The sequence below is a fragment of the Leisingera sp. SS27 genome, from assembly GCF_028368855.1.
Classification (GTDB): Bacteria; Pseudomonadota; Alphaproteobacteria; order Rhodobacterales; family Rhodobacteraceae; genus Leisingera.
Window position 1 is genome coordinate 1,000,640 of sequence record NZ_JAQNCY010000001.1, and the last position, 21,908, is coordinate 1,022,547.

The 21,908-nt window shown below is 64.1% G+C and carries 21 protein-coding genes, 2 tRNA genes and 1 riboswitch; of the genes, 10 read left to right on the forward strand and 13 right to left on the reverse strand.

Features of this window, described 5'->3' with window-relative positions; genetic code table 11:
• From N6L27_RS04975 to bioB, 10 genes are all read right to left on the reverse strand, one after another.
• Positions 1–2,037 carry an ABC transporter permease gene (locus N6L27_RS04975; RefSeq protein WP_271906005.1) on the reverse strand — a complete coding sequence of 679 codons (2,037 nt, stop codon included), beginning with the start codon at positions 2,035–2,037 and terminating at the stop codon, positions 1–3.
• Positions 2,037–3,089, reverse strand: coding sequence for a quaternary amine ABC transporter ATP-binding protein (locus N6L27_RS04980; protein ID WP_271906006.1), 1,053 nt, complete (start codon positions 3,087–3,089; stop codon positions 2,037–2,039). The genes N6L27_RS04975 and N6L27_RS04980 overlap by 1 nt, the downstream gene beginning before the upstream one ends.
• 9 nt (positions 3,090–3,098) lie before the next feature.
• Entirely contained in the window at positions 3,099–4,064 is a 966-nt protein-coding gene (locus N6L27_RS04985; RefSeq protein WP_271906007.1) for an ABC transporter substrate-binding protein, read from the reverse strand.
• Between the two features lie 382 nt (positions 4,065–4,446).
• On the reverse strand, positions 4,447–5,415 hold the full coding sequence (locus tag N6L27_RS04990) for an ABC transporter substrate-binding protein (RefSeq protein ID WP_271906008.1): 969 nt from the start codon (positions 5,413–5,415) through the stop codon (positions 4,447–4,449).
• Positions 5,416–5,577: 162 nt separating this feature from the next.
• Positions 5,578–6,369, reverse strand: coding sequence for a malonyl-ACP O-methyltransferase BioC (gene bioC, locus N6L27_RS04995; protein WP_271906009.1), 792 nt, complete (start codon positions 6,367–6,369; stop codon positions 5,578–5,580).
• The gene (locus N6L27_RS05000) at positions 6,369–6,983 is read right to left on the reverse strand and encodes a pimeloyl-ACP methyl esterase BioG family protein (RefSeq protein WP_271906010.1); all 615 of its coding nucleotides are present in this window, start codon (positions 6,981–6,983) and stop codon (positions 6,369–6,371) included. Before N6L27_RS05000 ends, bioC begins: the two co-directional genes overlap by 1 nt.
• 3 nt (positions 6,984–6,986) lie before the next feature.
• Positions 6,987–8,285 (reverse strand): adenosylmethionine--8-amino-7-oxononanoate transaminase, encoded by a 1,299-nt coding sequence (gene bioA, locus N6L27_RS05005; protein WP_271906011.1) that lies wholly within the window; start codon positions 8,283–8,285, stop codon positions 6,987–6,989.
• The gene (gene bioD, locus N6L27_RS05010; protein ID WP_271906012.1) at positions 8,282–8,923 is read right to left on the reverse strand and encodes a dethiobiotin synthase; all 642 of its coding nucleotides are present in this window, start codon (positions 8,921–8,923) and stop codon (positions 8,282–8,284) included. Before bioD ends, bioA begins: the two co-directional genes overlap by 4 nt.
• Positions 8,920–10,059: an 8-amino-7-oxononanoate synthase gene (locus tag N6L27_RS05015; RefSeq protein ID WP_271906013.1), complete on the reverse strand. Its 1,140-nt coding sequence runs from the start codon at positions 10,057–10,059 to the stop codon at positions 8,920–8,922. Before N6L27_RS05015 ends, bioD begins: the two co-directional genes overlap by 4 nt.
• Positions 10,059–11,036 (reverse strand): biotin synthase BioB, encoded by a 978-nt coding sequence (gene bioB / locus N6L27_RS05020; RefSeq protein ID WP_019294655.1) that lies wholly within the window; start codon positions 11,034–11,036, stop codon positions 10,059–10,061. The genes N6L27_RS05015 and bioB overlap by 1 nt, the downstream gene beginning before the upstream one ends.
• 212 nt (positions 11,037–11,248) lie before the next feature.
• Positions 11,249–11,377, forward strand: a riboswitch (TPP riboswitch).
• A 138-nt stretch (positions 11,378–11,515) separates the two neighbouring features.
• Here bioB and thiC point away from each other — a divergent pair.
• The 8 genes from thiC to N6L27_RS05060 all read left to right on the forward strand — a co-directional run bounded on the left by thiC (position 11,516) and on the right by N6L27_RS05060 (position 18,975).
• Positions 11,516–13,330, forward strand: coding sequence for a phosphomethylpyrimidine synthase ThiC (thiC, locus tag N6L27_RS05025; protein WP_271906014.1), 1,815 nt, complete (start codon positions 11,516–11,518; stop codon positions 13,328–13,330).
• Complete coding sequence (locus tag N6L27_RS05030) at positions 13,327–14,295, forward strand: FAD-dependent oxidoreductase (RefSeq protein WP_271906015.1); 969 nt, start codon at positions 13,327–13,329, stop codon at positions 14,293–14,295. Before thiC ends, N6L27_RS05030 begins: the two co-directional genes overlap by 4 nt.
• Positions 14,264–14,461, forward strand: coding sequence for a sulfur carrier protein ThiS (gene thiS / locus N6L27_RS05035; RefSeq protein WP_271906016.1), 198 nt, complete (start codon positions 14,264–14,266; stop codon positions 14,459–14,461). Before N6L27_RS05030 ends, thiS begins: the two co-directional genes overlap by 32 nt.
• A 1-nt stretch (position 14,462) precedes the next feature.
• Positions 14,463–15,230, forward strand: coding sequence for a thiazole synthase (locus N6L27_RS05040; RefSeq protein WP_271906017.1), 768 nt, complete (start codon positions 14,463–14,465; stop codon positions 15,228–15,230).
• Positions 15,230–15,835, forward strand: coding sequence for a thiamine phosphate synthase (locus N6L27_RS05045; protein ID WP_271906018.1), 606 nt, complete (start codon positions 15,230–15,232; stop codon positions 15,833–15,835). Before N6L27_RS05040 ends, N6L27_RS05045 begins: the two co-directional genes overlap by 1 nt.
• On the forward strand, positions 15,832–16,800 hold the full coding sequence (locus tag N6L27_RS05050) for a ThiF family adenylyltransferase (RefSeq protein ID WP_271906019.1): 969 nt from the start codon (positions 15,832–15,834) through the stop codon (positions 16,798–16,800). Before N6L27_RS05045 ends, N6L27_RS05050 begins: the two co-directional genes overlap by 4 nt.
• Complete coding sequence (gene thiD / locus N6L27_RS05055) at positions 16,797–17,501, forward strand: bifunctional hydroxymethylpyrimidine kinase/phosphomethylpyrimidine kinase (RefSeq protein ID WP_271906020.1); 705 nt, start codon at positions 16,797–16,799, stop codon at positions 17,499–17,501. Before N6L27_RS05050 ends, thiD begins: the two co-directional genes overlap by 4 nt.
• Before the next feature lie 115 nt (positions 17,502–17,616).
• On the forward strand, positions 17,617–18,975 hold the full coding sequence (locus N6L27_RS05060; RefSeq protein ID WP_271906021.1) for an amidase: 1,359 nt from the start codon (positions 17,617–17,619) through the stop codon (positions 18,973–18,975).
• A 6-nt stretch (positions 18,976–18,981) separates the two neighbouring features.
• Here N6L27_RS05060 and N6L27_RS05065 read toward each other — a convergent pair whose 3' ends face one another.
• Complete coding sequence (locus tag N6L27_RS05065; RefSeq protein WP_271906022.1) at positions 18,982–19,971, reverse strand: hypothetical protein; 990 nt, start codon at positions 19,969–19,971, stop codon at positions 18,982–18,984.
• A gap of 167 nt (positions 19,972–20,138) precedes the next feature.
• Between N6L27_RS05065 and N6L27_RS05070 the strand changes: the two genes are divergently transcribed.
• Positions 20,139–20,630 (forward strand): hypothetical protein, encoded by a 492-nt coding sequence (locus N6L27_RS05070; RefSeq protein WP_271906023.1) that lies wholly within the window; start codon positions 20,139–20,141, stop codon positions 20,628–20,630.
• A 379-nt stretch (positions 20,631–21,009) separates the two neighbouring features.
• Here N6L27_RS05070 and N6L27_RS05075 read toward each other — a convergent pair.
• A tRNA-Thr gene (locus tag N6L27_RS05075) sits at positions 21,010–21,085 on the reverse strand.
• A gap of 20 nt (positions 21,086–21,105) precedes the next feature.
• The gene (locus N6L27_RS05080) at positions 21,106–21,672 is read right to left on the reverse strand and encodes a hypothetical protein (RefSeq protein ID WP_271906024.1); all 567 of its coding nucleotides are present in this window, start codon (positions 21,670–21,672) and stop codon (positions 21,106–21,108) included.
• A 5-nt stretch (positions 21,673–21,677) separates the two neighbouring features.
• On the opposite strand from N6L27_RS05080, the gene N6L27_RS05085 reads away from it, so the two are divergent.
• Positions 21,678–21,752: transfer RNA gene (locus tag N6L27_RS05085), tRNA-Glu, on the forward strand.
• Positions 21,753–21,908: the final 156 nt, after the last annotated feature.

Consider the following 21,908-nt stretch of genomic DNA (forward strand, 5'->3'; position numbering starts at 1 on the left):
TCACAGACCCAGGGCTTTGCGCCGCTCTTCTGCAAAACCCTGCACCATGCGGTCGGCGATCAGGGCAAGGATCGCCATCGCCGCGCCAGCCGAGATGCCCAGCCCAACGTCGGCCTGCCCCAGCGCCAGATAGATCGACTGGCCAAGGCCGGTGGTGCCGATCAGCGCCGCAATGACCAGCATCGCAAAGGCATAGAGAATGGTCTGGTTGAGCCCCAGCAGGATCGACGGCGCCGCATAAGGCGCGCGGATATCCTTGAGCATCTGCCATGTTGTGGCGCCAGAAGCGGTCGCGGCCTCAATCATCTCATCCGGCGTCGAGACCAGCCCGTGCCGCGTGTAGCGGATCATCGGCACGATGGCATAGGCGATGATCGCCAGGAAGGCGGAGAACTCGCCGATCTGGAACACCATCAGCACCGGGATCAGGAACACGAACAGCGGAATGGTCTGCAGCATGTCGCAGATAGGTCGCACCACGCGCCAGACACCGGGCGACACGGCGGAGGCCAGGCCGATGGCGCCGCCCATCACCGCGCAGGCAAAGACCGCTGCACCGGACAGATAGAGCGACAAGAGCGCCCGCTCCCAGAGACCGGAGAGCAGGATGGTGGCCAGCAGCACCACTGTCAGCACCGCCAGCCCGCGTCCGCTTGCGACCCAGGCCAGCACCCCCGCCCCCACCAGCACAAACGGCCAGGGCAGCTGGGAGATGCCTGTCTCCAGCATTCCGGCAGCAATCAGCAGCATCACCCCCAGTGCCATCTGGCCGCGCAGCGCAAAGACGGCGCCGGCCGCAGCACCCGCTGCGAACAGCGCCGCGCTCATCATCGGGGTCCAGGCAAATCCCCAGGTAAAGGGCAGCACCGCCTGATCCAGCCCGATCCGCATCGGAAGCAGCACATAGAACAGCACGTTGTTCTTGAGCGCGGTCAGGAACTCCGCATTGGCGCTGGTAAAGGACGAGAGACCGCGGTCGACACTGTCCGCCACCGGGTTGAACAGGCCGTAGGTTCCGGGCTGCTGAACGCTGCCCCAGAAGGCCGCGCTGACCACGACACCCAGCGCCAAAATGCCCCAAGCAACACGCGGGTCATGCCTGTCGCGCCGGTCCTGGGTCAGGGTGCCGCTCATCCGGTCGATCAGGATGGCGAAGATCACGATCACCAGGCCTGCCAGCAGGCTTTGGCCGAACTGGGCCTTGCGCATAGTCAGCAGGACCTCCCAGCCAATGTCGTCAAAGCCGCCGATCACGGCAGCGATGATCACCATCGACAGCGCCGCCATCAGGCATTGATTGACGCCCACCATGATCTGCTGCCCGGCGGAAGGGATCTCGCACTGGAACAATTGCTGCAGGCGGGTGCCGCCGGCCATGATGGCGGCTTCCTTGATCTCCGGCTCCACCCGCTCCAGCCCCAGCAGCACATTGCGCGCCATCGGCGGCGCCGCGTAGATGGCGGAGGCGATGAGGCCCACCACCGGCCCAAAGCCGAACAGCACCAGCAAGGGTGTGAGATAGGCAAATGTCGGCACCGTCTGCATGATGTCGAGCACCGTCTGCACCGGCTGGCGGATGCGGGGGTATTCATTGGCAAGGATGCCGATACCGCCGCCGATAATCAGCGCCAGCGGCACCGAGACGGCAACCAGCGCCAGGGTATTCATGCTTTCGGGCCAATAGCCGGATGCGAGCACAAAGCCGAGGCCCACCACCGCCATCAGCGCCATCCGTACCCCGCCCAGGGTCCAGGCCAGCGCCGTGGTGGCGCAAATGACAAGCGGCCAGGGGGTATGGCTCAGCACGTAATTCGCGGCTTCCATCGGGTAAAACATCAGCGCCGAGAAGGCACGGGCCGTTGGTTTGATCAGCGCCAGGAACCATTCCATGAAGGCCCCGACCCAGTCGGTTGCAGGCAATACCCAAGCGGCGGGAAACTTGACCAGCCACGGCAGGCTGCTTTCCAGCAACAGGCACAGGGCACCCACAACGGCTGCGATCAGCGCCGCAATCGAGCCTTTTGAGAGAGACGCCATCACCCCTGCTCCACCTGCAGCGCGGCAGCGAGGTCTGCTGGATTCACCACGCCGACCAGTTTGCCGTCCTCCGTGCGGACCGGCACCGGCTCGTACAACTCCATGCAGCGCGCAAGGGCTGCGTCCAGCGTCATGTCCTGGCGAAGCCCGGGATCGTCGGCGCCGTAAACATGGTGTTCGCCTGGCTGCATCACCGAGGACACATGCGCGTGCTGGCCCTTGGCTACATCCTTGGAGAACTCGCGCACGTAGTCGTCGACCGGGCGCAGCACGATGTCAGCAGGCGTGCCGATCTGCACAACCTTGCCGTCGCGCATGATGGCGATGCGGTCAGCCAGCTTCAGCGCCTCGTTGATGTCATGGGTAATAAAAACGATGGTGGTTTTCAGCTTGGCCTGGATCTCCAGAAACTCATCCTGCAGCTGCCGCCGGATCAGCGGATCCAGCGCCGAGAACGGCTCATCCAGGAACCAGACCGAACAATCGGCCACCAGCGAGCGGGCGATGCCGACGCGCTGGCGCTGGCCGCCTGAGAGTTCGCGCGGGAAGTTCTTTTCGCGCCCGCCGAGGCCGACCAGTTCGATGACCTCCTGCGCCTTGGCCAGCCGCTGCTTTTTCTTCACGCCCTGCACCCGCAGCGGGTAGGCCACGTTTTCCGCCACGGTCATGTGCGGGAACAGGCCGAAGTGCTGGAACACCATGCCCAGCTTCTTGCGGCGCAGTTCAATCAGCCGCTTGGGGCTGGCCTCGACGATGTTCTCGCCGTCGATGCGAATCTCGCCGCCGGTAGCATGCAACAGGTGCGAGATGCAGCGGATCAGGGTCGACTTGCCGGAGCCCGACAGCCCCATGATCACAAACAGCTCCCCCTCCTTCACGTCAAAGGAGGCGTCCTGAACTGCAGGGATCAGCCCTTTTCCCCGCAATTCCTGCGCGGCTGCTTCGGGTGTTTCGTGCTGCGACAACGCCTCTTTCAAGGCGCTGTCTGCGTTGTTGCCAAACACCTGCCAGACATTCCGGCAGGTGATGGCGGGCGTTTCAGAGCCGGTCACGTGTGCGGCTCAGTTGATGGCGGCGTCGACAACCGGGCGCCACTTGTCCTCATTGGCAGCCATCCATTCGGCAACCACCTCTTCGACCTTGCCGCCGTCCACGTCGACCGCGCCCATCATCGGCTGCTGGTCTTCCACGGCCAGGGTATAGTTCGACAGGATCTCAAACGCTGCAGGCCAGGTTTCGGCGGTGCCGGACCAGGCGGCCTTGAAAATACGTGAGGGTGAGAAATCGCAGTCGTTCACGGCATCCGGGTTCGGGCCCCAGGCCGGATCGCTGAAGCAGGCATCCTCGCCCGGCGGCAGGTCGACGAATTTGACGTCATAAGCCGACATCGCCCAATGCGGCTGCCAGAAGGTGACCAGCAGCGGTGTCTTGCGTTCGGTGGCTGCGCGCAGCTCGACGATCAGCGCGGCCTCAGAGCCCGCAGGCACGGCCTTGAACGGCAGCGCCAGCCCGGTCATGCGGTCGGCACCCGGAGTGCCCCAGTCGGCCGGATAGTCAACCAGGCGGCCTTCAGGCAGCGTCTCAGCGGTGGCGAATTGCGCGGCGCAATCCTTGAGCGCCTCCCAGGCAGGCAGGCCGGGGCAGATCTCGGCTACATGCGCCGGATAGGCGATGCCTTCCCGGGCGTTCAGCTCCAGATCGCCCAGCTCGACCACGGTGCCCTCCTCAACCTTTTTGGCGTATTCGTCGGACACGTTAGAGGACCAGATTTCCAGCGTTGCGTGGATGTCGCCATCGGCAATCGCCTGGAACTGATTCATCATCCCGGCCGAAACATATTCCACGTCATAGCCTGCAGCCTTGAGCATCTCGCCCGCGATGTGGGTGGTCACATGCTGGCCGGTCCATTCGTTCACCGCCAGCTTGATCGGCTTGCTGGTGTCGCCCAGCTCGGCAGCGGAAGCGATGCCCGCGGCAACCGTCATTGTTGCGGCGCTCAGCGCCAGCGCATATTTTTTAAAGTCCATTCTCAATACTCCCTGTCATTGTTGTTGCACCGCCAGTTGTCCGGCTTGGCGCGTCATTGGAACCCGGCGGTTCAAGGCTCCTGCCAGGCATTTTGGCAGTTCGTTCTTTTACGTGCAGGAGCCGGTGCCCCAAGTGTGGCCGGGGATAAAGCAAGTATTGGAACATATTACGACCGCTTGTCGAGCAAATGCGACGCAAATGGCGAAATAATTTGATTGACGATTCAAGTTTTTGTGCAAACACACAAGTTCTGGAATCATCCCGGCCCGCCGGAGCAGGACCTAAGCAGCTGACCAGTCAGCCGCAAGCCGCGTCCGGAACTGAAAACAGCGCCCCCGTCTTTCGGGCGCGCTGTTGAAGGGGCTGAGACATTTGAGTGCTTCAAGAGCGGCCCTTGCCTGTGGCCTCCTCGACAATTGGCATCCACTTGGCGCGGTTTACCGCCAGCCATCCGCGCGCTGCACCCTGCACAGTTTCACCACGGACATCCACCAGGCTGATCAGCGGTTGCTGGTCCCAGATGCTGAGCTGGTAATTTGCAAGAATTTCGTAGGCCGCGGGCCAGCGATCTTTCAATCCTTTCCAGGAAGCCTTTGCAACGCCGCCGCGCTGGAAATCGCAGTCGCCGGTCTCATTCGGGTTTGGCCCCCAAGCCGGATCGGTTTGGCAGGCGGGGTCGTATCCGGGCAACCGGACAAACTGCAGCGCATATGTCGACATGGCCCAATGCGGTTGCCAGAAAGTAGCAATGACTGGGCGCTTTTCCTTGTAGGCGTTCTGGAACTCTTCGATCATTGCAGCTTCGGACTCAGCTGCGACCACATCGAAGGGAAGCTCAAGCGCACGGATCCGGTCACCGCCAGGTGAGCCCCAGGATTCAGGGTATGCCAGATAGCGGCCCCTTTTCCCCCCGCCGTCCGCAGAGAATATCGCAGCGCAATCGCGAAGTGCTTCCCAATCAGGCAAGCCCGGGCACATCTGGGCGACATAGGGCGGAACAACCACGCCGTTGCGCGCATCAAGCCCAAGATCGCCGAGATCCACCATATCCCCGCCATCCAGGGCCTCTTGGTAGCCTGCAGGCGAACTTGAGGTCCAAATCTCCATGATCGCATGCAGCTCTCCGGACTCGATCCGCGGGAACACCCCGCCAAGCTCCGCCTCAACATATTCGACGGTATAACCGGCCTCTTCCAGCATGCCGCCAGCGATATAGGTGGACAGATGCTGGCCAGTCCAGTTATTGAGCGCCAGACGGATCGGCGCCCCCACATCCCCCATATCTGCTGCTTCGGCACCCCCCGAAACCGCCAGCGCCGCAAACGCCGCGGCAATCACATTGATTTTCATTGGCGTCACTCCCGTACTGCCAGTCGTCCCACATGCCGCGCCTCGGCGCAGCTCCATGGTCCGGGATATCAGGCGGGAGTTGACAAAGATTAACGGCGCGCAGGAACCGGTGCGCCTTCAGTTAGAAAAACGCCTAAAACTTGCCTCAAGGGCGCGCTGAAATCAGCCAGTGCGCCGCGCTACCAGCAGCACCGGGTCGTAGGTCAGAGGCAGCTTTCCGCGCTGCCCGAACTGCGCGCGGTAGGCATCCTCGAACGACCGCAGCTGCCTGCGGCTCCAGCCGCGCTGAGCGTTGCCGTTCACGCCGGTCTGGCGCAGGTGCTTGAGCAGCTGCAGAGCAGAGTCAAATTCAAGCACTACGGGGCATTGTTCGATTTGCAGGATCTCCAAGCCTTCCGGCAAGACCGGCAGCCATTCATCCGCATCCAGGTAACAGGGCGCCGCGGCGGCTGATCCCAAAGCCGCAAGTTCGCGGAACTGGCCTCTGCCAAAGCCCGAAAGCGCCAGCCAGCCGCCCGGCTTCAGATGCAATGCCAGCCGGGCCATCAGACCAGGAAGATCAGAAATCCACTGCACGGTCGAGGCTGAGGCGATCAGGTCCAGATCCTGCGGCAGCGGCAGGCTTTCGATCGGGCCGCTCCTGAAGCGGGTATGAGCCTGAATTTCCTTTTCCAGCGTCTGCAGCAGCTGTGCAGCCTCCGGCACAAGATCATTCAACATCAGGCAGTCCGCGCCGAACCGCTGCAGCAGTTGCCGGGTCAGGTGGCCGGTGCCGCAGCCGAATTCCAGAACACTGCCAAAGTGCCGCGGAGCGCCCTCCTCCTGCAGCATTCGGGCCAGGCGGCCAGCGGTTTCCGCCTGCACCGAGGCTGCGCAATGATAGCTTTCCAGCCCGCGGCGGAAGCTTTGCTGCACGCGGGACTGATCCAGATGCGGGGGCTGCATGTCCTTCATCAGAACAGCTCCTCCCACTGCGCAAACCGGTCGAACGGCGCATGCGGCGCGTCCAGGTGCGACACGTTCTGTCCGGCCCAGGCGCGGGCCAGATTAGCTGGCGGGAAGATCTTGTCGCCGGAACAGATCCAGACCCGGCTGAACCGAACCTGCGGAGCATCCCCCCGGCGCTCCACCGCCAGCAGCTCGGCCCGCCGGGCCTCTACATCCAGCGCCTCGGCGTCCTGAGGGGCACCGAAAACGCGGCCCAGAAACTGCTGGTAGCTGTCCGCGCTCAGGGTTTCCACGGTGCGGCGGAACACGGCGGGCGGAATGCCTGCGCCGCGACTCACTGGCTGCAGGCTGCCGTTCACTGCTGCCTTGCGCTGGAACGGATCCGGACGCCCCTGCTGCCAATGCGCATAGGCGGCCACGCCAAACGACCAGGCCAGCAAGCTGACCCGCTCATAACCGGACAGGTCCGGCAGCTCTGCATCCAAATCGGAATACTCTCTGGCAAACAGGATGTCCTGTTCGCCTTCCAGATGCCAGAACACCTCCGGCCCCACAGCCCAGCCGCCGAAGACCACGATGGCCTCGGCAGCACTGTCCTGTTTGAGCCAGCGGAACTCCATGGTTTACAGCTCCCGTGCCAGCCGCAGCATGCCTGCGGTGATCTCGCTCAGCTGCTCCGGCGAGGTGATGAAGGGCGGCATGGTGTAGATGTTGGTTCCGAAGGGGCGCAGGAACACGCCCATTTCATGGGCCCGCGCGTGTGCCTCATCCGCCGAGACGCGGTGCTTCATCTCGATGACGCCGATGGCGCCCAAGACCCGCACGTCCGCAACGTTGAGCAAATCGCAGGCCGGGGCCAGTTCGGCCTGCATCTGTTCGCTGATAGCCGCCACCCTGCCGCGCCAATCCTGCCCCGTCAGCAGGTCCAGCGAGGCCTTAGCCGCGGCGCAGGCCAGCGGGTTGCCCATATAGGTCGGCCCGTGCATGAACAGGCCGGGGTTGCCGCCGCCGATGCCTTCCGCCACGCGGTCGTTGGTCATGGTGCAGGCAAAGGAAATATGGCCGCCGGTCAGCCCCTTGCCGAGGCAGATGATGTCCGGCTCGACAGTGCAGAAATTGGTTGCGAACAGCTCCCCCGTACGGCCGAAACCGGTGGCGATCTCGTCGAAGATCAAGAGGATGCCCAGTTCATCGCAGAGCGCACGCGCCTGGTTCAGGTATTCCGGGTGATAGAAATACATGCCGCCGGTGCCCTGAACCACAGGCTCAAGAATGAAGGCGGCGATCTTTTGCGCGTTGGCTTCCAGCACCGCGCGCAGCTCGCCCAGGCCGTTCTGCGCCGGGTCATCATCCCAGTCCTCATGGATGCGGACCGGCGGGCGGGACACAAAATGCTGCACGCTCAGCGCACCCTGGAACAGGTGATGCATGCCGGTGTCCGGATCACAGACGCTCATCGCCTTCCAGGTGTCGCCGTGATAGCCGGAGCGGATGGTGGCAAACTCCTTGCGGCCCGGCTGGCCGATCGCGTGCTGGTACTGGACTGCCATCTTCATCGCCACTTCGACCGAGACAGACCCTGAATCGCAGTAGAAGATGCGGGTGAGGCTTTCGGGGGTGATCTCCAACAGCTTGCGGCCGAGGTCGATGGCCGGATCATGGGTCAGCCCGCCGAACATCACATGCGGCATAGTGTCGAGCTGATCGTGAATCGCCTTGGTGATCGCCGGGTTTTTGTGCCCGTGCATCATGCACCACCACGACGACATGGCGTCGATCAGCCGGGTGCCGTCGTCCAAGGTGATGTAGATGCCTTCGCTTTCCTTCACAACGAAGGTCGGGCCGGGCTTGGCGACGTTAGTGTAAGGATGCCAAAGGTGCTGCTGGTCGAATTCCAGCTGGGTGAGGTTCGCGGCACTCATGCCATCTCTCCTTCGGCCAAGGCCTCCTTGATCAGGTCCACCCGGATGCTGGCTTGGAACGCTACGGCCAGCGCGTCAGAGGTCAGTTCGCCCAGCAGCGGCAGCCGCCCCAGATTCGCCACCTGGCCGAACTGGCAGATGGTTTCCTCCACCGCCGGTTCCGCGTCGCCAATGAAGGCCACGCCCGCAACCGGGCAGCCCGCATCGCGCAGGGCTTTCAGCGACAGCAGCGTGTGGTTGATCGTGCCCAGCTGGGTCCGGGCGCATAGGATCACCGGCGCGCGCCAGCGGGCGAACAGATCGAGATACAGCACCTTGCGGTTCAGCGGCACCATCAGCCCACCTGCGCCTTCGGCCACCAGCACGCCATCAACCTCAGGCAAAGACAGCGAATTCGGGTCGATCTCCACGCCTTCGGCCTCTGCCGACAGATGCGGCGAGGCGGGCAGCTGCAGCAGGTAGCCCTCGGGCAGCGCCGGGCGGCCCGACAGGCGGGACACAATCTGGCTGTCGGTTTCCTCCTCCAGCCCGGATTGCACAGGCTTCCAATATGTGGCGCCCAGCGCCTGCACCAGGCCGGCCGAGAAGATGGTCTTGCCGATGCCGGTATCGGTTCCGGTGACGATCAGCGCGCTCATGGCTTGGTCTCCATTTCCCGGGCAAGGTGTTCGAACATTTGGGTGATGACCCCTGCCGCCGTGTTCAACGTGATCGACAACCGCAGCCGCGAAGTGCCGCGCGGCACTGTCGGCGGGCGGATGCCGCGGATGTCGTAGCCGCGGCCCTGCATCGCTGCAGCCAGCACCATGGTGCGTTTGTCGTCGCCGATCACCACCGGCAGGATCTGGCTTTGGAAACCCTCCAGCCCGCACAGGCGCTTGGCCTCGCGTTGGGCGTGGGTAATCCCCTGCCACGCCTGTTCACGGCGGCCCGGGTTCTGTTGCAGCTCCTGCAACGCCGCCCGCACCAGCGCCGCGTTCAGCGGCGAGGGGGCGGTCGCAAAGATAAACCCGCGCGCCTTGTTGATCAGCGTCTCGATCAACACCCGCTGGCCGCAGATCAGCGCGCCCGAAGCACCCAGTGCCTTGCCGCAGGTGTGCAGGGACAAAACATTCGGACGGTGGGCAATTTCATGCGCCAGCCCGCAGCCCAGGTTGCCGAACACGCCAGAGGAATGCGCCTCATCCACCACCAGCACGGCGCCTTCGGCATCTGCCAGCGCCATCAGTGCGTCCAGCGGGGCTAGGTCTCCGTCCATGGAATAGACCGCCTCAACCGCAATCCAGATCTGACCCTCGCCGCCATCAGCACGCCAGGATTTCAGAACCGCTGCGGCGTCTTCAGCGTCTCCGTGGGCAAAACTGCGTGTCTCGGCCCGGCCCAGCCGCATCCCGTCATGGGTGCTGGCGTGGATCAGCGCGTCATAGAGCACCAGATCGCCCTGCTGCGGCAGGGTGGAGAAGATCGCTTGGTTGGCGTTGAAGCCGCCGCCCATGAACAACGCGGCCTCAGTGCCGAAGAACGCGGCTGCCTCAGCCTCCAGCAGCTGATGTTCTGCGTCGTTGCCGCGCAAGAGGCGCGAGCCGCCTGCCCCCACCGGCACCCCGCGCGTCAGCGCGTCTGCGGCGGCGGCGCGCAGAACATCGCTGCTCGCCAGCCCGAGGTAGTCGTTGGAGGCAAAGTCATGCCCGTCCCGCGGCATCAGCTGCCGGTAGCGTCCGCGCGTGCGCAGCGCTTCCAGCGATTTCTCATGCCTCGGGAAGGCGCCCGCCATCAGCGGCTGCCGTCGCAGCCCGCGGCCATGGCGGTGATGCCCAGACGGTCGAACAGCTGCTGGTCCTTGTCCTCTTCGGGGTTGTCCGCTGTCAGCAGCGTGTCGCCGACAAAGATCGAGTTGGCACCGGCAAAGAAGCACATCGCCTGCATCTCATCCGACATATCTGTGCGGCCTGCTGACAGACGCACGTGGGACTTCGGCATCAGGATGCGGGCCAGCGCCACCGAGCGGACGAATTCGATCGGGTCCAGCTTCTCGACATTGGCCAGCGGCGTGTCAGCGATCGGGATCAGCATGTTGACCGGCACCGAATCCGGGTGCACCTCCAGCGTGGCCAGCGCCAGCATCATGTCGATACGGTCCAGCTGCTTTTCACCCATACCAACAATACCGCCGGAGCAGACCTTGATGCCTGCTTCGCGCACCCGGTTCAGGGTGTCGATACGGTCGGCAAAGGTGCGGGTGGTGATGATCTCGGAGTAGTAGCGCTCCGAGGTGTCGATGTTGTGGTTGTAGTAATCCAAGCCAGCGTCGCGCAGGCGGAACACCTGCTCCTCGTCCAGCATGCCGAGGGTCATGCAGGTTTCCATGCCCAGATCCTTGACACCCTGCACCATCGCTTCCAGCGCCGCCATGTCGCGGTCCTTGGGCGAGCGCCAGGCGGCACCCATGCAATAGCGCGTCGCGCCGCCTTCCTTGGCTTTCTTGGCCTCGGCGATCACCCGCTGCACTTCGATCAGCTTGGAGGCCGAGAGCTGCGCGCCGTTGCGCGCTGACTGCGAGCAATACGCGCAATCCTCGGCGCAGCCGCCGGTCTTGATGCTGAGGAGCTTGGATTTCTGCACCTGATTGGGGTCGAAATACTGCCGGTGCACGGTGTGCGCCTGAAACAGCAAGTCCATGAAAGGCTTGTTGTAAATCGCTTCCGCTTCCTCGCGGGTCCAGTCGGTGCGGATGGGTGCAGCGTCCAGCATGCTGTCTCCTGTTCTCTATACCTGTTGGCCATGCGCGGATGGCGTTTCCGGTTTTATAGATAATTTTGCGACCGCCAATCAAGCATCAAAGCTGCGCTGCAGCGATTTGCCCCAATGCCGCGCCAATAAGGCCAATATGAAACTGATTTTAATACCAAAAAATAATCTACAAAGATTCCGGTTGACGCAAACCCCGTACCTCCCCTAGCCCTATAGGCACGCAGGGGAGTCCCGCCCAAGGGACTGAGAGGCGTCATGGTGCGGGGCATCCCGGACCGGCGGCGCGACCCTTTGAACCTGACCCAGTTGATACTGGCGTAGGAAGCAAGAAGCAGCGCACGGCGCCCCGGCGGCAAGCGGTGTTTCGGACAGGCAGCATGCGTGCACCGGCTGTACACCGGCTGTACACCCCCCCTGCCCGTTTTCCTCCGTCCCGGCTCAATTGGTGTTTTTGAACCGAAGGCCCGGAGGAACACCAGATGAACGTCCCCAACCCGAAAATCACCACGGGCGCATTGCCCGCGTCGCGCAAGATTTACGTCAGCGGCGAGGTCCATGAGGACATCCGCGTGCCGATGCGCGAGATCTCCACCCACCCCACCGCGGGCGAGGCGCCGCTGCCGGTCTATGACAGCTCCGGCCCCTATACCGATCCGGAGGTGCTGACCGACATCCGTGAGGGCCTGCCCGCCCTGCGCCGCCAGTGGATCGAGGCGCGCGGCGACGTCGAAAGCTATCAGGGCCGCGACGTGAAGCCCGAGGACAACGGGTTTGTCGAGGGCGACCGTCTCACGCCTGAATTCCCGGTGAAGCCTGCCCCGCTGCGCGGCAAGGACGGCAAGGCGCCGACCCAGCTGGCCTATGCCCGTGCCGGTATCATCACCCCCGAAATGGAATACGTGGCGATCCGCGAAAACCAGCTGCGCGAGCTGTCGCCTTGTCATGCAAACCGCGACGGCAATGACTTCGGTGCCAATATCCCGGACTACGTGACGCCGGAATTCGTGCGCCAGGAAATCGCCGCGGGCCGCGCCATCATCCCCGCCAACATCAACCACCCGGAAATCGAGCCGATGATCATCGGCCGCAATTTCAAGGTGAAGATCAACGCCAACATGGGCACCTCTGCCGTGACCTCCTCGATGGAGGAAGAGGTCGACAAGCTGGTCTGGGCGATCCGCTGGGGCGCCGACACGGTGATGGACCTGTCCACGGGCCGCAACATTCACAACACCCGCGAATGGATCGTGCGCAACTCGCCGGTCCCGATCGGCACCGTGCCGATCTACCAGGCGCTGGAGAAGGTCAATGGCATCGCTGAGGACCTGACCTGGGAAGTTTTCCGCGACACGCTGATCGAACAGGCGGAACAGGGCGTCGATTATTTCACCATCCATGCGGGCGTGCGCCTGCACATGGTGCCGATGACGGTGAACCGGGTGACGGGGATTGTCTCACGCGGCGGGTCGATCATGGCGAAGTGGTGCCTGCATCACCACAAGGAGAGCTTCCTCTATGAGCATTTCGAGGAAATCTGCGACATCTGCCGCCAGTATGACGTGTCCTTCTCGCTGGGCGACGGGCTGCGCCCCGGTTCCATTGCGGACGCCAATGACGAAGCGCAGTTTGCAGAGCTGGAAACCCTGGGCGAGCTGACCAAGATCGCCTGGGCCAAGGACTGCCAGGTGATGATCGAGGGGCCTGGCCATGTCGCCATGCACAAGATCAAGGAGAACATGGACAAGCAGCTGGAGTGCTGCCACGAGGCGCCTTTCTATACGCTGGGGCCGCTGACCACTGACATCGCGCCGGGCTATGACCACATCACCAGTGGCATCGGGGCCGCGATGATCGGCTGGTTCGGCTGCGCGATGCTGTGCTACGTGACGCCGAAGGAGCATCTGGGCCTGCCCGACCGCGACGATGTGAAGACCGGGGTGATCACCTACAAGATCGCGGCCCATGCTGCCGACCTCGCCAAAGGTCTGCCGGGCGCCCAGCGCCGCGACGATGCGCTGTCCCGCGCCCGCTTCGAGTTCCGCTGGGAAGATCAGTTCAACCTGTCGCTGGACCCCGACACCGCGCGCGAGTTCCACGACCAGACCCTGCCGAAACAGGCCCACAAGGTCGCGCATTTCTGCTCCATGTGCGGACCGAAATTCTGCTCCATGCGGATATCTCACGACATCCGCGCCGAGGCGCAGAAAGAGGGGATGGAGGCGATGGCCGCCAAGTTCCGCGAGGGCGGCGAGCTCTATGTGCCTGCTGCCGAAGCTGTGGAACCGGCCGAATGATCACCATCGCAGGCGCGGGCCTTGCCGGTCTCGCCTGCGCCTATGAACTGGCGCAGCGCGGGGCGGTGGTCACCGTCTATGAGCGGAGCGGGGCGCCCGGCGCCGGCAGTGTCGCACGCTTTGCGGGTGGCATGCTGGCGCCCTGGTGCGAACGCGAAAGCGCCGAGGAGGAAGTGATCACCCTCGGCAGCCGCTCCGTCGGCTGGTGGGCCAAGATCACCCCGGTCCACAGGCACGGCACGCTGGTGGTGGCGCCTGCCCGCGACCGGGCAGAGCTGACCCGCTTTGCCCGCCGCACATCGGGCCACCGGGGCGTGGACGGGGCGGAGATTGTCGCACTGGAACCGGCGCTGGCGCGGCGGTTTGCACAAGGACTGTTCTTTGAGCAGGAAGCGCATCTGGACCCGCGGCGGGCGCTGCGCGACCTGACTGAGAAGGTACAGAAACTGGGGGTGGAAATCCGTTTCGGCACCCCTGCCCCGGCCCGCATCACGCTGGATTGCACCGGCATGGCGGCTCCGCTGCCCGGTTTGCGCCCGGTGCGCGGCGAGATGGCCATCCTGCACTGCCCGGAGGTGGAGATCTGCCGCACCCTGCGTCTGCTGCACCCGCGGATGCCGCTCTATCTGGTGCCCCGCGGCGACGGGCATTTCATGATCGGCGGCACCATGATCGAGAGCAGCTCGGACCGTGCCATTACTCTGCGGTCCTTAAGTGAACTATTGAGTGCGGCCTTTGCCCTGCACCCGGGATTCGCCGAGGCCAGTGTGGTGGAGACCGGCGCGGGCCTGCGCCCGGCCTTCCCCGACAACCTGCCGCGGCTGGTGGAGCAGGACGGCACGCTTTTCCTCAACGGCCTCTATCGTCATGGCTTTCTGCTGGCGCCCGCGATGGCGCAGCAGGCCGCGGACCACCTGCTACCGGAGACATCAGATGAAGATCATCGTGAACGCCAAACCGCATGAAGTTTCGGCAAGTGACCTGCAATCTGCCCTTCAGGAGCTCGGCTTTGCCAGTTCCGCCGTTGCGACCGCGCTGAACGGCACGTTTGTTGCCCGTAGCCAGCGGGCAGAGGTGCAGCTGGCCGCGGGCGACTGCCTGGAAGTCCTGGCCCCGATGCAAGGAGGCTGAGATGAGAGTTTACGGAACAGAGATCACCTCTCGGCTGCTCTTGGGCACGGCGCAATACCCGTCTCCTGCGGTGCTGGCAGAGGCGGTGAAATCAAGCGGCACGGAGATCATCACCGTGTCCTTGCGCCGGGAGACCGCCGACGGATCCGGCACCGCCTTTTGGCAGGAGCTGCAGAAGACCGGCTGCCGCATCCTGCCGAACACGGCCGGTTGCCATTCGGCGCAGGAGGCGGTGACCACTGCCCGTATGGCGCGGGAGCTGTTTGATACGCCCTGGATCAAGCTGGAGGTGATCGGCCATTCCGACACGCTGCAGCCGGATGTGTTTGGTCTGGTGGAGGCCGCGCGGGTGCTGAGCGGCGAAGGGTTCCAGGTCTTCCCCTATACCACCGACGATCTGGTGGTGGGGGAGAAGCTCTTGGAGGCGGGCTGCGAGGTGCTGATGCCCTGGGGCGCGCCGATCGGTTCCGGCCAGGGGCTGCGCAACCCGGATGCCTTGCGGGCGATGCGGGCGCATTTTCCGGGCGTGCAGATGATTGTGGACGCTGGGATCGGGCGGCCCTCGGACGCGGCCCAGGCGATGGAGCTGGGCATGGATGCGGTGCTGCTGAACACTGCGGTCGCCAAGGCCGGCGACCCCGCCGGGATGGCCCGTGCAATGGCGCTGGCGGTTGAGGCAGGCCGTGCCGGCTTTGCCGCCGACCCGATGGAGCGGCGCGACATGGCGGTGCCCTCAACCCCTGTTCTGGGAATGGCGGAGTTTTCATGATGGAACGGTTTTATTTGATTGTCGGTCATGTCGGCCGTCTGGAGCTGCTGGTTCCTCAAGGCGCGAAACTGGTGCAGTTGCGCATCAAGGATCAGCCGGAGGCTGAAGTGCGCCGCCAGATCGCCCGGGCGCGGGATTTCTGCGCGGTGCATGATGCGCAGCTGGTGGTGAATGACTACTGGCAGGCGGCCTTGGACCTGAACTGCGGCTTTGTGCACCTGGGGCAGGAGGATATGGACAGCGCCGATTTCGCCGCGCTGCGCCGCAAGGGGGTCCGCTTCGGCCTGTCGACCCATGACGAAGAAGAGCTGGACCGCGCGTTGTCCTTGGGGCCGGAGTATGTAGCGCTGGGACCGGTTTATCCGACGCTCTTGAAGAAGATGAAATGGGGGCCGCAGGGACTGGAACGGGTGACGCGCTGGAAGCAAATGGCGGGAGAGACCCCACTGGTTGCCATCGGCGGGCTGACGCCGGAGCGGCTGCCGGGGGTGTTTTCCGCGGGCGCCGACAGCGCGGCGGTGGTGACGGACATCCAGCTGGCCGATGATCCTGAGGCCCGCACCCGCGAATGGGTGCAGGCCTGCCGGATCAAAGAAGACGCATGAGCCGCTATGCGCGTCAGGTGATCCTGCCGGAAGTGGGTGCAGAGGGGCAGGAACGCCTCGCCCGCGCCCATGTGCTGGTGGTTGGCGCCGGAGGGCTGGGCTGTCCGGTGCTGCAATACCTGGGCGGCGCCGGTGTGGGCCGGATCACGGTGATGGATGGCGACGTGGTGGAGGAGAGCAACCTGCACCGGCAGGTGCTCTATTCCGCTGCGGACATCGGTTCGCCCAAGGCAGAGGCGGCCCGGCGGCACGTGCTGGCAGCCAATCCTGGCCTGCAGGTCACAGCACAGGCCCTGCGCCTCGATGCGGCCAACGCAGAGCAGATGGTGGCAGCGGCCGATCTGGTGGTGGATGCCGCGGACAGTTTTGCGGTCTCCTATATCCTGTCGGATGAATGCCTGCGTCAGGGCAAAGTGCTGATTTCAGCCTCCGCGCTGGGGCAATCGGGCTACGCAGGCGGTTTTTGCGGTGGTGCGCCGTCGCTGCGGGCGGTGTTCCCGGACCTGCCCGCACAGGCCGCGACCTGCGCAACCGCCGGGGTGATGGGGCCGGTGGTCGGCATGATCGGCGCGCTGCAGGCGCAACTCGTGCTGAAGGCGCTGCTGGGTCATCAGCCCTCGCCGCTGGGGCAGCTGTTTGTCTTCCGGCTGGAGGATCTGCAGGTAAGTTCCTTCCGCTTTGACGGGGCTGAGGAACCGGAGGATACCCTGCCCTTTGTTTCAGCCGCGCAAATTCTGCCCGGTGACACGGTGGTCGAACTGCGGGACACGGCAGAGGCACCGCAACCGGCGGTGCCGCAGGCCCTGCGGATCGCCCGCACGGATCTGCCCGCCGCCGGGCTGCCGCGCGAGGGGCGGATTGTGCTGTGCTGCCGCAGCGGGCTGCGGGCCTGGGGCGCGGCGCGGGATCTGCAGCAGGCGGGATACAGTGATCTGGCCTTGCTGGCGGCCGGGGACGGAACATGACAATCATTCTGGCCATCGGCGGCACCGACAGCAGCGGCGGTGCGGGGCTGACGCGGGATACGGCGATGGCCGCGGAACTGGGCGTGACTGTCCGTCCGGTGGTGACAGCCGTCACCGTGCAAACCGACGAGGCGGTTCTGGGTATTCACCCCTGCCCGCCCGAAGGTGTGGCCGATCAGCTTTCCGCTGCGCTGGCAACAGCTCCGGCGCCGGGGGCCGTGAAGATCGGCATGCTGGGTTCTGCCGCCGCGGCAGAGGCTGTGGAGGCCGCCTTGCCAGCAGGGCTGCCCATTGTGCTGGACCCGGTCCTGAAGGCGAGCTCCGGAGGCTCTTTGATGGACGCAGGCGGGTTTGGCGCCCTGTTGCACCGTGCTGCGCTAATCACGCCGAACCTGGCTGAACTTGAGGTGCTCGCCGGTTTTGATGGGCCGCTTGAGACGCAAGCGACAGCCCTGCTGGGCCAAGGCGTACAGGCGGTGCTGGTCAAGGGCGGGCATGGTACTGGAACTGAAAGCACCGACGTGTTGTTCACGCCGCAAGGGGCCGTCAGGGGCTATTCGGCGCAGCGGCTGCCTGCTTCGAAACGCGGCACCGGATGCAGCCTCGCCACCGCCATCGCCTGCCTGCTGGCACAGGGTGCTGATCTGGACGGAGCCTGCGGCCAAGCCAAGCGCGCCGTCCACCGCTGGCTGCGCCGCTGACCGCGGCAAGGTCGCTGGCAGGCGGTTTTCAGGACGGTTTCAGGAAGGAGCGCAGTGCAGAGGCTCCCTAGGGTCATGGCAGCACCGCCGCCGCCTCGACCGGGAGACCTGCCGAATGACCGATATCACAGCGCTTACCGCCGGGGACATGGCGGATAAACTGCGGTCGCGTGAGCTGAGCGCCCGCGAGGTACTGGCAGCCCACAAGGCACAGACCGGGGCGCGGGAGGCCACCGTGAATGCCTTTGTCACCCTGGACTGGGACGCGGCAGAGGAACGGGCGGCGGAGCTGGATGCGATGGCCGCACGCGGGGAGTTTGCGGGCCCGCTCCACGGTCTGCCGGTTGCCATCAAGGATTGCTTTGAAACCAAGGGGCTGCGCACCACTTGGGGGTCCAAGAGTTTTGAAAATCATGTGCCGGACTATGATGCGCTGCATGTCGCCCGGTTGCGGAACGCAGGCGCGGTGATCACCGGCAAGTCCAATACACCGGAGTTCACATTGTCCGGCCAGACAACCAATCTGGTCGCGGGCACCACCCGCAACCCGCTGAACCCCCAGAAATCGGTAGCGGGCAGTTCAGGCGGTGCGGCAGCAGCGCTGGCGGCAGGCATGGCGGCACTGGCCGATGGTTCCGACCTTGGCGGCAGCACCCGCACGCCCGCCGCCTGGTGCGGCGTTGTCGGGATGCGCCCGACCTCCGGCCTGATCCCCTATGGCCCGAACCCGGCACCCTTTGACGGGCTGTCGGTGCCGGGGCCGATGGCGCGGAACGTTCGTGATCTGGTGCTGATGCTGGAGGTGATGCAGGGCAATGCGGCCTGCCAGCCCCTGGGGTTCTGGCAAAGCCTGCCGCGGCTGGGGGGCCTGGAGGATCCCCCGGCCCGGCAAACCGGACGCGTGGCTCTGTCGCTGTCCCCCTTTGGGGCCAGCGTAGAGCCATCCGTGCAGGCGGCAATTGCCCAGGCGGAAACTCTTTGCCGCGGCCTTGGCTGGCAGACCGCAGAAGACGCGCCGCCGCTGGAGCCGCTGATGGCGCATCAGGACGTCATCCGCGGCCAATGCGCGCTGCAGATACGTGCAGCGCTGCAACCGGACATGGCGCTGGCGGGGGAAAGTTTCCGTACTGCCTGCGCCCAGGCCGAGGGACGCAGCCTGGCAGAGCTGATCGCCTATCAGGCAACCCGCGCCCGGGTCTGGGCAGAGGTCTGTGCTTTCTTTGAACGCTACGATTTCGCCCTCTGGCCCACCGCGACGGGGATGCCGTTTTCCGCTGACCTGCGCGACGGAGTGATCACCGAGGACTGGCGCACGGTGACGCTGACGCCGCCGATGGAGCTACCCTCGATCTCGATCCCTTTTGGCCAATCTGCTGACGGGATGCCGGCAGGGCTGCATATTACCGGACCAAAGGGAACAGATGCGCGGCTCTTGCAATTTGCCCGCAGCATCGAACGGGTGCTTCAGGGATGATGCGGCTCAGCGCATCCAGAACCCCTCGGACTTGATCTTGTTGCGGATCGCCTGCTCGCGGCGCGGCAGGTTTTCACGGTCAAACAGCGCCCGCACCTTCTCGCCGCGGCCCTGATAGACCATGCGCTTGATCGGCTCGTATCCCTTCAGCACCTTCTTGATCCGGTTCGGTGCGGCGACCTCGTGCAGCACTTCGACCACATGGTCGCTTTCGCGCGCATAGAGCAGCGGGAACAGCCGGTAGTGGCAGCTGGTTTTGCCGTCGAGATACCCTGCTGGCAAAGCGTCCCGGCCGCCGCCGAGGGAGTGGATCACCAAGGGCAGCACGACCTGATCCAGCCAGGGATCGAGGCTCTGCCCCACCAGCTCCGGCGGCGGATCATTCCTGACCGATTGCGCATATTCCAGGAACCGCGCGCCAAACACCCGCGGGCAGGCGCTGTAGAAGTAGCCCGCGTTGAAATAAAGGTAGCGTTTCCAGTATTCATCCGGCTGGCTGAGGTCGAGGCTGGACTGGAAGTCGAGGCCGAAGCGGTCATAGAGCGCCTGCCAGATCCCCGCATATCCCGGCCCGTAGAGCGTCGGCTTGGGCCAAGTGCCTTCGACCCGCAGCGACGCCGAGGGGCGGGAAAAATCAAACGGCACCTTCGCCAGCTCACCGGTGATCAGCGTGTCGGTGTCGAAGAACACAAACGGCTCCCCCTCAGGCAGCGCCAGCAGCGCCTCGATCTTGTTGCCATAGGGGTAGGCAACGCCGAACACCTTGCTTTCAAACGGCAGGATCTCCGCATCCAGATCCGCAAGGGCCTGAAGAACATCCGGGTTGCGGATGCCGGGATCCCTGTCCCACAGCGGCCCTGTCTGCGGCACCGCAACGAACAGGCGCCCGGCAAACCCCGGCGAGCAGCGGCGCAGCGAAGCTGCAAACAGCAGCGCCTCATACTGCAGCCGGCCCGCCTGGCCGGCGATCATCACATTGAAGGGGGCATTTGCCATTGTTTTCCCCGTTTTCCGCCGCCACCCGGCGGTTAGGACTGCGCGTTAAGGCCGCAAAGAGACTTGCCTGCTAAGCTAGCTATAAGCCGGCAAACTGCCGCGCAACCGGCCATTGGAAATTTCGGGACGCCTTGTGACGCAAAAGGCGCCGTTAGGGGAGAGAGACGATGTTTGATGTGATCCTGGCCATTATTGCCGCCTCCGCACAGCCCGGCACAGACGGCGGCACACCGGAAACCGCGGCCGCCGCGCCAGCACCCGCCGCCGTGCAAAATGCCCTGGCCGCAGAACCGCAGGAGGCCACAGGCCGCTTCACCACCGCCCTGGAGGTCAAGCCGATCCTGGCCGCGACTCAGGCCAACTGGATCCATGTCCGTGAATTCGACGGCCAGGACCTGCTCTATGTGACCCACCTCTGGTCCTGGCGCTGCGGCCTGGCGCAGGTCAAGCTGGGGGTGAACGGCCAGCCGCCGGAAATATGGCCGCTGCCGGACTGCCATCTGGACGAAGGCTTTCCCAACATGATCAAGGAAGAGGATGGCCTGCCCTACCGCAGCTATCCGCTGGGCTCGATCGAGCAGATCGCAGTTGAAGTCACCTATGACGACCTGAGCACGGAAAGCCTGACCTTCGGCCGCAACGGCCAGCCCCGGCAGTGACCCGGCAGCACCTGCGCTCTTCAGCATACGGGCTCCGCCCGCATGAAACAGAACTGCAGATTTAGCCCGGCTCGCATAACCCGCCGCAGTGCGTTCTCTCCCTGCTGCCTTTACCTGTATTTGCCGGTCCTCCACGCGGCCATGGCCGGATGGGCAATCCAGTGCTCGCCCGGCCGCACCGCACCCCTCACTGACCGCAGGCAGTCCTTTCCACAGTGAACCCGCAATCCAAGGAAAACCGCCTGAAGCCCTTCAGGATCAGCACAAGCTGCACCGCCATCTTCCCCAATGACAGGACTGCCGAGTTGGTCTCAGGCGTAAAGCACGCCACAAGCCCTGCGCAAAAGCACAAACGAGACCAATGTGTTAGCTGAAATGATGGTGCCCCCACACGGACTCGAACCGCGGACCTACTGATTACAAATCAGTTGCTCTACCAGCTGAGCTATAGGGGCGCCGAGCTGTGAAACCGCGCTTACCATCCTTCGGCGGTCTCTCGCAAGAGGTCTTTTGGGCAAAAAAGCAGGCCTGCTGAAAATCGGCAGGGCGAAGCCAGTTGTCTTGCAAGTAAAGAGTTTGGGAGCACCTGGGGCTCTGCATCCGCTTGCCGTGCCGGAGTTGCAGAAAACCGGGCTTGCGCGTGGTTCGCAAGCACCATATGGCCCGCAGCCGCGCTTCTGGCTGACGGGGTTTCCGTCAAATCATGACGCCGGGCGGATTGGCCTGTGTGCCGCCCGTCGCGTCCCTTGCCTATAGTCGGCTGCAATCCCGCATCAGCACGGTATTTGCGGCGAATCCGCAAAAGCGTCAAAATGATTGATTGGCCCTGATCCTTCGCGGACAGACAGACAAAACCGCCGCTTAAACGAAGAACGCCACTGCGCTTTTTGCCGGAAACCATGGCGGCGGCTGCATCACTGTGGACTTTTCCGTTTTTTAATACGGATTTAGCGTGCCAGCCCGCCTGGCTGAGAATATTCGTATTTCTGCAAAAAGCCTCTTGCGCACGCACCACGCAATCAGTAAACAGCGCCTCACACACAGAGTGGCCCGTTCGTCTATCGGTTAGGACGCCAGGTTTTCAACCTGGAAAGAGGGGTTCGATTCCCCTACGGGCTGCCACTTTCTCTCTACAAGAAATGCTTATTCGAGCGCCGGACGGGACGCCTTCTGAAACCGCGTGGAGCCGCAGCTCCAGCCCGCACACTGCTGCTTTTCGCCACCGGAAAAGGCTTGGGAGGCGCGCCGGATCAAGCTTGAAGTTTTCGCCTTGAACCC